Origin of the sequence: Turicibacter sanguinis (assembly GCF_013046825.1) — a bacterium.
GTDB lineage: Bacteria > Bacillota_I > Bacilli_A > MOL361 > Turicibacteraceae > Turicibacter > Turicibacter sanguinis.
This window is the reverse complement of sequence record NZ_CP053187.1, coordinates 1,128,408-1,142,579: the sequence shown is the minus strand read 5'-3', so window position 1 is coordinate 1,142,579 and position 14,172 is coordinate 1,128,408. Positions and strand designations below refer to the sequence as shown.

9 protein-coding genes are annotated in these 14,172 nt (G+C 36.4%); all 9 read right to left on the bottom strand.

From position 1 onward, the window contains the following. Positions 1 to 29 precede the first annotated feature (29 nt). Positions 30 to 659 (bottom strand): 50S ribosomal protein L3, encoded by a 630-nt coding sequence (rplC, locus tag HLK68_RS05545; protein ID WP_006784430.1) that lies wholly within the window; start codon positions 657 to 659, stop codon positions 30 to 32. 28 nt (positions 660 to 687) lie between these two features. Continuing rightward, a complete protein-coding gene (gene rpsJ / locus HLK68_RS05540; protein WP_006784429.1) occupies positions 688 to 996 on the bottom strand; it encodes a 30S ribosomal protein S10 in 309 nt (102 codons plus the stop codon). Positions 997 to 1,451: 455 nt separating this feature from the next. After that, the gene (gene tuf, locus HLK68_RS05535; protein ID WP_132942678.1) at positions 1,452 to 2,636 is read right to left on the bottom strand and encodes an elongation factor Tu; all 1,185 of its coding nucleotides are present in this window, start codon (positions 2,634 to 2,636) and stop codon (positions 1,452 to 1,454) included. A 124-nt stretch (positions 2,637 to 2,760) separates the two neighbouring features. After that, positions 2,761 to 4,833: an elongation factor G gene (fusA, locus tag HLK68_RS05530; RefSeq protein ID WP_006784427.1), complete on the bottom strand. Its 2,073-nt coding sequence runs from the start codon at positions 4,831 to 4,833 to the stop codon at positions 2,761 to 2,763. 81 nt (positions 4,834 to 4,914) lie between these two features. Further along, on the bottom strand, positions 4,915 to 5,385 hold the full coding sequence (gene rpsG / locus HLK68_RS05525; protein WP_006784426.1) for a 30S ribosomal protein S7: 471 nt from the start codon (positions 5,383 to 5,385) through the stop codon (positions 4,915 to 4,917). Positions 5,386 to 5,424: 39 nt separating this feature from the next. After that, entirely contained in the window at positions 5,425 to 5,847 is a 423-nt protein-coding gene (rpsL, locus tag HLK68_RS05520; protein WP_006784425.1) for a 30S ribosomal protein S12, read from the bottom strand. A 200-nt stretch (positions 5,848 to 6,047) separates the two neighbouring features. Next, positions 6,048 to 9,761: a DNA-directed RNA polymerase subunit beta' gene (gene rpoC, locus HLK68_RS05515; RefSeq protein WP_132942679.1), complete on the bottom strand. Its 3,714-nt coding sequence runs from the start codon at positions 9,759 to 9,761 to the stop codon at positions 6,048 to 6,050. A gap of 24 nt (positions 9,762 to 9,785) precedes the next feature. Continuing rightward, positions 9,786 to 13,319 carry a DNA-directed RNA polymerase subunit beta gene (gene rpoB / locus HLK68_RS05510; RefSeq protein ID WP_006784423.1) on the bottom strand — a complete coding sequence of 1,178 codons (3,534 nt, stop codon included), beginning with the start codon at positions 13,317 to 13,319 and terminating at the stop codon, positions 9,786 to 9,788. Positions 13,320 to 13,454: 135 nt separating this feature from the next. Continuing rightward, positions 13,455 to 14,048, bottom strand: a complete 594-nt coding sequence (locus HLK68_RS05505; protein WP_006784422.1) for a class I SAM-dependent methyltransferase — start codon at positions 14,046 to 14,048, stop codon at positions 13,455 to 13,457. Positions 14,049 to 14,172: the final 124 nt, after the last annotated feature.

Genomic DNA, 14,172 nt, shown 5'->3' with positions numbered 1-14,172 from the left:
ATGAATCCTCCTTTCCTACTGTACTAAACTTATTTTGCTTTAACAGCAGAACGAACCATAACTAAAGATTTTTTAGCTCCTGGTACATTTCCTTTGATTAATAAAACGTTACGTTCTGTATCAACTTTAACAATTTCAAGGTTTTGAACAGTCACGATGTTTCCACCAGTTTGTCCAGGTAATTTTTTACCTTTTAAAACGCGGTTAGCAGCAATCGATCCCATTGAACCTGGGCGACGATGGTAACGAGAACCGTGGGCCATAGGTCCGCGAGATTGTCCATGACGTTTAATAACACCTTGGAATCCTTTACCTTTTGTTTTCCCAGTTACGTCAACAATTTCACCTTCAGCAAAAGTGTCAACTTTGATCTCTTGACCAACTTGATATTCCGCTACGTCTAAGTTACGGAATTCACGAATGAAGCGCTTAGGCGCTGTTTCAGCTTTAGCAACATGTCCCATTTCAGGTTTGTTAGCTAATTTTTCACGCTTAGTTTCGAAACCTACTTGAACAGCTTCGTATCCGTCAGTTTCATTTGTTTTAACTTGTAAAACAACGTTAGGTGTTGCTTGAACAACAGTTACAGGGATTAATTTCCCTTCTTCAGAGAAAATTTGAGTCATACCAATTTTTCTACCTAAGATTCCTTTGGCCATGAGTTACACCTCCTATTTCGTTTATATATTATAATTTGATTTCGATGTCTACACCAGATGGTAAGTCTAAACGCATTAATGAATCAACTGTTTGTGGTGTTGGTTCAACAATGTCAATCAGACGTTTGTGAGTGCGCATTTCGAATTGCTCACGAGAATCTTTGTACTTATGTACCGCACGTAAGATCGTATAAACTTGCTTTTCAGTTGGTAGAGGGATTGGACCTGCTACTTTAGCACCTGTTTTTTTAGCACTTTCAACGATTTTTTCTGCTGATTGATCTAAAATTCTGTGATCATAAGCTTTTAAACGAATTCTGATTTTTTGTTTTGCCATTTTTATTCCTCCCTTCGCCTATTTTAGGAATAGACTAGCTCCACGAAAATTCCCTGACACTTTGCCATGGCAAATCGGCCGGGTGTGTCAGCAACCTTTCGGTTCAACGCTGAAGTCAACATATCCATTATACATGATTATTAAAACAAATGCAAATATTTTTTTGCTTTTTGTCATAAAATATTTATTTTTAATATTTAATAGAAATTCCACTTATGGTTTAGCATTCGATAATAATTTACGTATTCAAATTTAACATATCTCTTACAAACAATCAAACAATTATAACAAGTAAATTTTTCTATTTTATTTTAACAACTATTCTAGTCCAACTATATTTAGAATTACACAACTTTAAGTATATATTTACACATCACCATGGTAATATTTTTTCTTATTTTAAACAAAAAAAGTCCTAGAGATTAACTCTAGGACTATAAGATTCAAAGTATAGACTATTCTAAGATATCTACTACTGAACCAGCACCAACTGTACGTCCACCTTCGCGGATTGAGAATTTAGTTCCTTTTTCAACAGCGATAGGAGCGATTAATTCTACAGTCATTGCTACGTTGTCACCTGGCATAACCATTTCTACACCTTCTGGTAATTGGATAACTCCAGTTACGTCAGTTGTACGGAAGTAGAATTGAGGACGGTAGTTTCCGAAGAATGGAGTATGACGTCCACCTTCTTCTTTAGATAATACGTAAACCTCAGAAGTGAATTTTGTATGAGGTTTTACTGATCCTGGTTTAGCTAATACTTGTCCACGTTGAATTTCTTCACGAGAAACACCACGTAATAAAGCTCCGATGTTATCTCCAGCTTCAGCTTGGTCTAATAATTTACGGAACATTTCAACACCTGTTACAGTAGTTGATTTTGTATCATGGTAACCGATGATTTCAACAACGTCACCAACTTTAACTACACCACGTTCAACACGTCCTGTAGCAACTATACCACGTCCAGTGATTGAGAATACGTCCTCTACTGGCATTAAGAATGGTAAGTCAGTTTGACGAGCTGGAGTTGGGATGTACTCATCTACAGCAGCCATTAATTCGTTGATTTTAGCTTCCCATTCAGGTTGTCCTTGTAATGCTAATAAAGCAGAACCGTGGATTACTGGAACTTCGTCACCTGGGAAATCGTACTCAGATAATAAGTCACGAACTTCCATTTCAACTAATTCTAATAATTCTTCATCGTCTACCATGTCACATTTGTTTAAGAAAACAACTAAACGAGGTACACCAACTTGGCGAGATAATAAGATGTGCTCACGAGTTTGAGGCATTGGTCCGTCAGCAGCAGATACTACTAAGATACCACCGTCCATTTGAGCAGCACCAGTGATCATGTTTTTAACGTAGTCAGCATGTCCTGGGCAGTCAACGTGTGCGTAGTGACGTGCATCTGTTTCATACTCAACGTGTGCAGTTGAGATAGTGATTCCACGTTCACGCTCTTCTGGAGCACCATCGATTTGATCGTAAGCGCGAGCTTCTGCTTTACCTGATTTAGATAATACAGTTGTGATAGCAGCTGTTAATGTAGTTTTTCCGTGGTCAACGTGACCGATTGTACCGATGTTAACATGCGGTTTAGTACGTTCGAATTTAGCTTTAGCCATTGCTAATATCCTCCTTTGTAATACATTTTTTGTATTTAACAATTTTTATTTTACAATACCCCTAATAAGAATGCAAGAAATTCTTATTAGAGGTTGTTATATGAATAACATCAATTAACTTAGATTATCCTCTATGTTTTTTGATGACTTCATCAGCGATTGATTTTGGAACTTGTTCATAATGATCCATTTCCATTGAGTAGTTACCACGTCCTTGTGTATTAGAACGTAATGCTGTTGCATATCCGAACATTTCTGATAATGGAACGAATGCGCGAATTACTTGAGCGTTTCCGCGTGCTTCCATACCATCTAAACGTCCACGACGTGAAGTAATATCACCCATTACGTCTCCTAAGTACTCATCTGGGATAACAACTTCAACTTTCATAACTGGCTCTAAAAGAACTGGTTTACATTTTTCATAAGCATTTTTTAATGCCATAGATGCAGCAATTTTGTATGCCATTTCACTTGAATCGACATCATGGTATGATCCATCGAATAAAGTTGCTTTAATATCAACTACTGGGAATCCAGATAATTGACCAGTTTGTAAAGCATCTTTTAATCCAGCGTCAACTGAACCGATGTATTCACGAGGTACAACCCCACCAACAACTGCATCTTTGAATTCGTAACCTGCACCAGCTTCTTGTGGTTCGAATTTAATCCATACGTGTCCGTATTGTCCACGTCCACCTGACTGACGCACGAATTTCCCTTCAACTTCAGCAGCTTGAGTGAATGTTTCACGGTAAGCAACTTGAGGAGCACCTACGTTACATTCAACTTTGAATTCACGACGCATACGGTCAACGATAATGTCTAAGTGTAACTCACCCATACCTGCAATGATAGTTTCTCCAGTTTCCTCATGAGTATGAGTGCGGAAAGTTGGATCCTCTTCAGCAAGTTTTTGTAAAGCGATACCCATTTTATCTTGGTCAGCTTTTGATTTTGGTTCAACAGATAAAGAGATTACTGGTTCTGGGAACACCATAGATTCAAGGATAACCACGTTATCTGGATCACATAAAGTATCTCCAGTTGTAGTATCTTTTAAACCTACTGCAGCAGCGATATCTCCTGCACAGCATTCAGTAATTTCGTTACGGCTGTTGGCATGCATTTGTAATAAACGTCCAACACGTTCACGTTTACCTTTTGTTGAGTTTAATACATAAGTTCCTGAAGATAATACTCCTGAATATACGCGGAAGAATGTTAATTTCCCTACGAATGGGTCAGTCATAACTTTGAATGCTAAAGCCGCAAATGGTTCTTCATCAGCAGCATGACGCTCAACTTCTGTACCATCTTCTAATGTTCCTTTAATTGAAGGAATATCAGTTGGAGCTGGTAAGTAGTCAATTACAGCGTCTAACATTAACTGAACACCTTTATTTTTGAATGCTGAACCACATAATACAGGGAATAATTCAACGTTGATTGTAGCACGACGAATCGCAGCTTTTAATTCTTCGATTGAAATTTCTTCACCTTCTAAGTATTTCATCATTAATTCTTCATCTAAGTTAGAAACAGCTTCAATTAATTGATCACGATACATTTCAGCATCTTCTAAGTGAGCAGCATCGATTTCTCCAACTTGGATATCTGTACCTAAATCATTAGTGTACATATATTGTTTCATTTCAACTAAGTCAATGATACCTTCGAAGTTATCTTCAGCACCGATTGGTAATTGAATTGGAAGAGCATTAGCTCCTAAACGATCGTGTAAAGTTTTTACAGAGTATAAGAAATCTGCACCTGTTTTATCCATTTTATTAACGAATACAACACGTGGAACTCCGTAAGTAGTTGCTTGGCGCCAAACTGTTTCAGTTTGAGGCTCAACCCCTGACTGTGCATCTAATACAGCTACAGCTCCATCTAATACACGTAATGAACGTTCAACTTCTACTGTGAAGTCTACGTGACCTGGTGTATCGATAATATTTACACGGTGACCATTCCAAGCAGCTGTTGTTGCAGCTGAAGTGATTGTAATCCCACGTTCTTGTTCTTGAGCCATCCAGTCCATTTGAGAAGCACCATCGTGAGTTTCTCCAATTTTATGAATACGTCCAGTGTAGTATAAGATACGTTCTGTAGTTGTCGTTTTACCAGCATCGATGTGTGCCATGATACCGATATTACGAGTATGTTCTAAAGAGAATTCTCTTGCCATGTTCGTTACTCCTCTCATAGTTAATATTACACTTTTAGGATTACTGGAAAACCCAGTAATCCTAAAAATTTATTGGTTATCTTACCAACGGTAGTGAGCGAATGCTTTATTTGCTTCAGCCATTTTGTGAGTATCCTCACGTTTTTTAACAGAAGCTCCAGTATTGTTAGCTGCATCGATAATTTCGTTAGCTAAACGTTGTTCCATAGTTTTTTCTCCGCGAGAGCGAGAGTATTGTACTAACCAACGTAACCCTAAAGTGATTCGGCGCTCTGGACGAACCTCAACTGGTACTTGGTAGTTAGCTCCACCGATACGGCGTGCTTTTACCTCTAATACAGGCATGATGTTTTCGATTGCTTCTTCGAATACTTCCATTGGTTCACGACCTGTTTTCTCAGCGATGATATCAAATGCGTTATATAAAATTGTTTGTGCAGTACCTTTTTTACCATCTTGCATGATGTTGTTAATTAAACGAGATACTAATTTAGAATTATAAATTGGATCTGGCAAAACATCACGTTTCGCTACATGTCCTTTACGTGGCATAATTTAGCCTCCCTTCCAGTTTATCCAAAAAAAGTCTTATTATTTTTTAGCTGCTTTTGGTTTTTTTGTTCCGTATTTAGAACGTGATTGCATACGTCCATCTACACCCGTAGCATCTAAAGTACCACGAACGATATGATAACGTACCCCAGGTAAGTCTTTTACACGTCCACCGCGAATTAAAACAACGCTGTGCTCTTGTAATTTGTGTCCAATACCAGGAATGTATGCAGTTACCTCTAAACCATTTGTTAAACGAACACGGGCATATTTACGTAACGCCGAGTTAGGTTTTTTAGGTGTCATAGTAGCAACACGTGTACATACCCCACGTTTTTGTGGAGAGTATAAGTTAGTTTGTTCTTTCTTTAAACTATTGTACCCTACATTTAAATGACGAGATTTAGATTTAGTTTCTTTACTTGTACGTCCTTTACGAACTAATTGGTTAATAGTTGGCATATTAGTCCTCCTCTCATAAACTTAGTCCACTTATCCAGGTGGTTCATTTTAGTTAGAAAAAGTAAGCTTTGCTATCAAAGCAAAACTCACTTTATTTTTTTAAAAGCCTTTATTAATCTAACATTTTTTTTAACTGATGTCAACAGTTCGACGCTGTTTTTTAAATTTTCCTGAGTTATTATAAACCAGAATTATTTATTTTATTCTTCTTCCGCATCAATAAAATCAGTTTCATCAAAATCTAATTCAACTAAATCATCTAAATCTTCTTCAATTAAACTAGCAGGTGATTTTAACGATATATCTTCTAAGTCAAATGCTAAGATATCATCATCTTCAACCTCTACATTTTTATGTACAGGTTGAATATAATCTTCTCTTAAAACTCCCGTTCCAGCAGGAATTAACTTACCGATGATAACATTTTCTTTTAATCCTACTAACTCATCAACCTTACCTTTGATAGCAGCATCTGTTAACACACGAGTTGTTTCCTGGAATGATGCAGCAGATAAGAATGATTCAGTTTCAAGAGATGCTTTGGTGATACCTAAAATTGTTGGAATACCAACTGCTGGACGTTTACCGCGAGCAATTGCTTCACCATTCACACGTGTATAGTGTGTAACATCAATTAAAGATCCTGGTAAGATATCAGTATCTCCACCATCAATTACCTTAACTTTTTTCATCATTTGATGAACCATGATCTCGATATGTTTGTCAGATAATTCTACCCCTTGAGCACGGTATACATTTTGTACCTCTTTTAAAATATAGGCTTGTACTGCCTCAACGTCTTTAACACGTAATAACTCTTTAGGATCAATTGAACCTTCTGTTAACATATCCCCAGCAAAGACATCATCACCTTCAGAAACTAAAGGTTGAACACCGTATGGTAATAAATAGTTACGGCTTTCTAATTTATTCGTTAATGTAATTTCATAACGGTTTTTAGTATTTGCTTTGATTGTTGTAATAGTTCCATCAATCTCTGCAATAATTGCACGTCCTTTTGGATTACGTGCTTCAAATAACTCTTGAATACGAGGTAAACCTTGTGTAATATCGGCACCGGCAACCCCACCTGTATGGAATGTACGCATCGTTAACTGTGTACCTGGTTCACCGATAGACTGAGCTGCCATAATACCTACAGCTTCCCCAACTTCTACTTCTTTACCAGTTGCTAAGTTACGTCCGTAACATTTTTTACATACACCTTTTGTTGCATTACATGAATAAATTGTACGAATATCGATTCCTTCAATACCTGATTCAACAATAACTTTAGCTAAATCATCTGAAATATATTCATTACGATCCATGATTAAAGCACCTGTTTCTGGATGATATACAGGTTTTGCAGTATAACGTCCAACAATACGATCAAATAAAGTCTCAACTGCTTGTCCACGTTGTTTAATTTCTGTAATATATTGTCCTTTATCTGTACCACAATCGTCTTCACGTACAATAACATCTTGTGCTACGTCAACTAAACGACGAGTTAAATAACCTGAATCGGCTGTTTTTAAGGCTGTATCGGCTAATCCTTTACGCGCACCATGGGTAGAGATGAAGAACTCAGTTACTGTTAAACCTTCACGGAATGAAGATTTGATCGGTAACTCGATTGTTTTACCAGATGGGTTGGCCATTAATCCACGCATACCGGCTAACTGTGTAAAGTTCGATGCGTTACCACGGGCTCCAGAATCACTCATCATGTAGATGTGGTTATCTGCTGGTAACTCATTCATTAATACATGTTGAATTTCATCTTTTACTTTTGCCCAAACATCAATAACTAAACGATAACGTTCATCGTCTGTTAATAACCCACGATTATAGAATTCATGAATTTCAGCAACTTTTTTGTCACCTTCTGCTAATAAATCTTTCTTCTTAGAAGATACGACTACGTCAGCAACCCCTACAGAAATTCCAGCAATTGTCGAATACTTGAATCCTAAATCTTTTAAGCGGTCTAACATTCTTGATGTTTCAGTTGTTTTATAGATTCGGAAGACTTCTGAGATAATATCTCCTAAGAATTTTTTCTTAAATGGAGATACAACCTTAACATCTTTTAAATATTCTTTAATATTTGTCCCTTTATCAACAAAGTACTTAGCTGGCGTAACTGTTTGTAAGTTTGACATTGTTGGTTCATTTAAGAACGGGAATGTTTTAGGTAAAATACCATTGAAAATAACTTTTCCTAAAGTTGTAACAATATACTTATTATTTTGTTCTTCAGTAAATGTCATATTATTTAAAGTGCGTGCATCTAATGCAATACGTGAATGTAATGTTACATATCCATTTGCATATGCCATCATTAATTCATTTGTATCTTTATAGATGTTTCCTTCACCGATAGCACCTTCTTCTTCCATCGTTAAATAATAGTTTCCTAATACCATATCCTGAGATGGTGTAACAACTGGTTTCCCATCTTTCGGGTTTAAGATATTATTAGCAGCTAACATTAACAAACGGGCTTCTGCTTGTGCTTCTTGTGATAAAGGAACGTGAACCGCCATCTGGTCACCATCGAAATCGGCATTGAATGCTGTCGTTACAAGAGGGTGAAGACGGATTGCGCGTCCTTCAACAATTTTAGGTTCGAATGCCTGAATACCTAAACGGTGTAATGTTGGGGCACGGTTTAACAATACTGGGTGTTCACGAATTACATCTTCTACAACATCCCATAAAGCATCATCCATACGCTCAATCATTTTTTTAGCACTTTTAATATTTTGAGCTAAATCACGTTCAACTAATTCTTTCATTACGAATGGTTTGAATAATTCAAGTGCCATTTCTTTTGGTAATCCACATTGATACATCTTTAAGTCTGGTCCTACAACGATTACAGAACGTCCAGAGTAGTCAACACGTTTACCTAATAAGTTTTGACGGAAACGTCCTTGTTTACCTTTTAGCATATGAGATAATGATTTTAATGGACGATTACCTGGTCCTGTAACTGGACGACCACGACGACCATTATCCACTAAAGCATCAACTGCTTCTTGGATCATACGTTTTTCATTATTAATGATAATGTTAGGAGCACCAATTTCTAAATAACGAATTAAACGGTTATTACGGTTGATTACACGACGATATAAATCATTTAAATCTGATGTCGCGAAACGACCACCATCTAATTGAACCATTGGACGTAATTCAGGTGGAATTACCGGTAAAACATCTAAAATCATCCATTCTGGTTTGTTTCCAGAATTTCTAAATGACTCAACGACATCTAAACGTTTGATAATTTTACCACGTTTTTGTCCTTGTGCAATTTTTAATTCTGCACGTAATTCTTTCGCTAATTTATCTAAATCAATAGCCTCTAATAATTTTTTAATGGCTTCAGCACCCATACCAACTTGGAATGCATTTCCCCACTTTTCATATGCTTCACGGTATTCTTTTTCAGTTAATACTTTTTGTTTAACTAAATCAGTTTTACCTGAATCAATTACAACATAATTTACAAAGTAAATAACTTCTTCAAGTTCGCGTGGTGACATATTTAATAATAGTCCCATACGACTTGGAATACCTTTTACATACCAAATATGAGCAACAGGAGCCGCAAGCTCAATGTGTCCCATACGCTCGCGACGAACTTTTGCTACTGTTACTTCAACTCCGCAACGATCACAAACAATACCTTCATGACGTATACGTTTATATTTTCCACAAGCACACTCACAATCCTTTGTTGGACCGAAGATACGCTCACAGAACAAACCATCTTTTTCAGGTTTTAGTGTACGATAGTTAATTGTCTCTGATTTTTTCACTTCACCATAAGACCATTTGCGAATTATATCAGAAGAAGCTAAACCGATTTTCATATACTGAAATTTGTTAACATCTACCAAGGTCATTCCCTCCTTGCGTCTAAATTATTCTTCAACACTTTCTGGAACAACGATTTGATGCGTTTTTACGTTCTCCAAATCGCGGATTTCAATTTCATCTTTTTCGTTCGATAAAATTTTAACATCCAATCCTAATGACTGTAATTCTTTTACTAATACTCTGAATGATTCAGGGATACCTGGTTCTGGAACATTTTCACCACGAACGATAGCTTCGTAAGTTTTAACACGTCCAGTAATATCATCTGACTTAACAGTTAAAATTTCTTGTAATGTGTATGCAGCACCGTATGCTTCTAGCGCCCATACCTCCATCTCTCCGAAACGTTGTCCACCGAATTGAGCTTTACCTCCAAGTGGCTGTTGAGTTACTAATGAGTAAGGTCCAATTGAACGGGCATGTAATTTATCATCAACCATGTGAGCAAGTTTGATCATGTACATTACCCCAACTGAAATTCGATTATCAAATTTTTCACCTGTACGTCCATCGTATAGTACAGTTTTAGCATCTTTATCCATTCCAGCCTCAGCAATGATTGCTTCTAAATCTTCAGTTTTAACACCATCGAATACTGGCGTTGCAACATGAATTCCTAACTTTTTAGCAGCCATTCCTAAGTGAATTTCTAAGATCTGACCGATATTCATACGTGATGGTACCCCTAATGGATTTAACATGATATCCACTGGTGTTCCATCTGGCATATATGGCATATCTTCTTGAGGTAAGATTTTAGAGATAACCCCTTTATTACCATGGCGTCCCGCCATTTTATCTCCCTCAGAAATTTTACGTTTTTGTACGATATAAATACGGATAACTTCATTAACACCCGGTGATAAATCATCTCCATTACGACGAGAGAAATATTTAACATCATGGACAATTCCATCTCCACCATGTGGTACACGTAATGAAGTATCGCGAACCTCACGTGCTTTTTCACCGAAGATTGCATGTAATAGACGCTCTTCAGCAGTTAATTCTGTTTGACCTTTAGCCGTAACTTTACCAACTAAAATATCATCTTCCTTAACTTCAGCACCGATTCGAATAATTCCACGATCATCTAAGTTTTTAAGAGCATCTTCTCCAACACCTGGGATGTCACGAGTAATTTCCTCTGGACCTAACTTTGTATCACGAGCTTCTAATTCGTATTCTTCGATATGAATTGAAGTATAAACATCATCTTTAACTAAACGTTCACTCATGATGATAGCATCCTCGTAGTTATAACCATTCCATGTCATGAATGCTACGACTACGTTACGTCCTAAAGCTAATTCTCCGCTTTCCATCGATGAACTATCTGCTAATACTTCTCCAGCATTAATATGATCACCTAATTTTACAATTGGGCGTTGATTTAATACTGTACTTGAGTTTGAACGAACAAACTTAATTAACGGATATTTATCAATTTGGCCATCAGCATCACGGCGTAATTTAATAACTTTTGAATCTACATATTCAACAGTCCCACTGTTATATGCTACTACTGCTTGACCTGAGTCTTTCGCCGCAACATATTCCATACCTGTACCTACGAATGGAGCTTCAGGAATTAATAATGGAATAGCCTGACGTTGCATGTTCGCTCCCATTAATGCACGGTTGGCATCATCGTGCTCTAAGAATGGAATACAAGCTGTGGCAACTGATACAATCTGTTTTGGAGATACGTCTACGAAGTCTACACGTTCAGCTGGAACGATTAAGTTTTCACCACGATGACGAACGATAACTTTCTCTGGTAAGTTTCCTTTTTCATCTAAATCTAAACCAGCTTGAGCAACTACATAACGATCTTCCTCATCAGCAGTTAAATAACGAATTTCATCTGTAACATGCATTTTTGGTTGTTTAGTTTCTTCATCAATAACTGGAACCACCTTACGATATGGGGTTTCAATGAATCCAAACTTATTAACTTTTGCATATGATGATAATGAGTTAATTAATCCGATGTTTGGTCCCTCTGGTGTCTCGATTGGACACATACGACCATAGTGAGAGTAGTGAACGTCACGTACTTCCATACCAGCACGTTCACGTGTTAACCCTCCAGGTCCTAACGCAGATAAACGACGTTTATGCGTTAACTCTGATAATGGGTTAGTTTGATCCATGAACTGTGATAACTGTGAACTACCGAAGAATTCTTTAATAGCTGCAGTAACTGGACGAATATTAATTAAACTTGAAGGTGTAATTCCTTCAGTTTCTTGAATAGACATTCTTTCTTTTACAACACGTTCCATACGTGATAAACCGATACGGAATTGGTTTTGTAATAATTCACCTACTAGACGTAAACGGCGATTTCCTAAATGATCGATATCATCTAAGTATCCAACTGAGTCTAATAAGTTGAAGAAGTAGCTAATTGAAGCGAAGATATCTGAAGTTGTGATATGCTTACATTCATCTTCAACATTTCCGATAATTCTTACAACTTGATCTCCTTCATTTACTCGTGGAGAGTAAACTTCGAATTCTTGTACGTAAGTTTCGCGTTCTTCTAAAGGATTAACTAATTCTACTTTTTTAATATTTAAACGATCAATTTTATCAGCTAATACATCTTCAAAAATACGACGAGTAATCACTGTACCTTCTTCAACTAAAACCTCACCAGTTTCAGAGTCAAAGATATCACTAGCTAATTTTTGATTTAATAAGCGCTCTTGTGCACTTAATTTTTTATTAAATTTATAACGTCCAACATGAGCTAAGTCGTAGCGTTTAGGATCAAAGAAACGCGAAACAAATAAAGTGCGCGCACCATCAATTGTCGCATGTTCCCCTTGACGAAGTTTTTGGAAGATTTCCATTAAAGCTTCATCTGAATTTACTGTTTGATCTTTTTCTAAAGTATTTAGAATATATGCATTTTCACCAAACATTTCAATAATTTGTTCTTTTGTTGAAAGTCCTAAAGCACGTAATAATACTGTAATTGGAATTTTACGTGTTCTATCGACACGAACATAAACGATATCTTTTGCATCAAGTTCATACTCTAACCATGCACCACGATTAGGGATTACTTGTGCAGCATATTTTTCTTTACCGCTCTTTTTATCAGTTTCTTTATTATAATAAACACCTGATGAACGAACTAATTGTGATACGATTACACGTTCAGAACCATTGATAACAAATGTTCCTGTTGGAGTCATCAAAGGGAAGTCCCCCATGTATACTTCGCTTTCCTTCACTTCTTTAATTGCCTGTGTCTCTTCGTCTTTAATATGTAAACGAACTTTGACACGTAAAGGGGCAGCATAGTTAGCATCGCGTTCTTTTGCTTCTAAAACAGTATATTTCGGTTCACCTAAGTTATAATCTACGAATTCAAGCGCTAGATTACCATTGTTATCTTCAATTGGAGAAATGTCTTTAAACATTTCACGAATACCTTGATCAAGGAACCACTGATAAGAAGCAGTTTGAATTTCAATTAAGTTAGGGAGTTCGAGTGCAACATTAATTCTTGAGTAATTACGACGTTGTCTCTTTTTACCATATTGAACAATTTTCCCTGCCACGCGTTTCACCTCTTTGTTTGTTTATGTAAACTTTTGTTGTTTTATTAATTCAACACCTAATGTATTAGACTTAGCACATGTAAAATACAAGCAGTATTAGGCATTTTATAATAATATCAAATTTTTTCAATAGTGTCAACAATTAATAGATTTTAAGATAAAATACCCTTTATCTCTATCAACCATTTCACAATTTCCGTACACTTGTTCCATCTTTTCTTTAGCGGATGGAGCGCCTTGCTTTTTTTGAATGACAATCCACAGTTCACCATTCTCAACCAAATATTCCTTAGCTTCTTCAATTATTGCATGAACAACTTTTTTACCTGCCCTGATTGGGGGATTAGATAAAATAGCAGCAAATCTGTCATCCACACCCTCATAGCAATGACTTTCATAAATCATCACATTTTCAACACCGTTATTCATCGCATTTTTTTTAGCTAATTCTAATGCTCTTTGGTTTACATCAACCATATGAACATTTCTATTTGGATAACTTTTAGCTAAACTCAAACCGATAGGTCCATAACCACAGCCAACATCTAAAATATTTCCGCTTATCTCAGGCTCAGCAAATGTTTCCACTAAAAGTCTAGAACCAAAGTCAACGTCTCCTTTTGAAAAAACTCCAACATCTGTTGTAAATCTTAATTTATGACCTTTTAAAACATAGTCAAAGAATTTTTCATCAGATCGAGCATTAACATTGTTTGTATAATAATGCATGATCACAACCCCTTTTGATTTTACCTAAAAATTAGAGAATATGAACATTTTTACATGCTCTATTATTGCCATGTTGAGTCAAATTATTACAATATACTTTTATGAAATAAAAACCTGAGCGAAT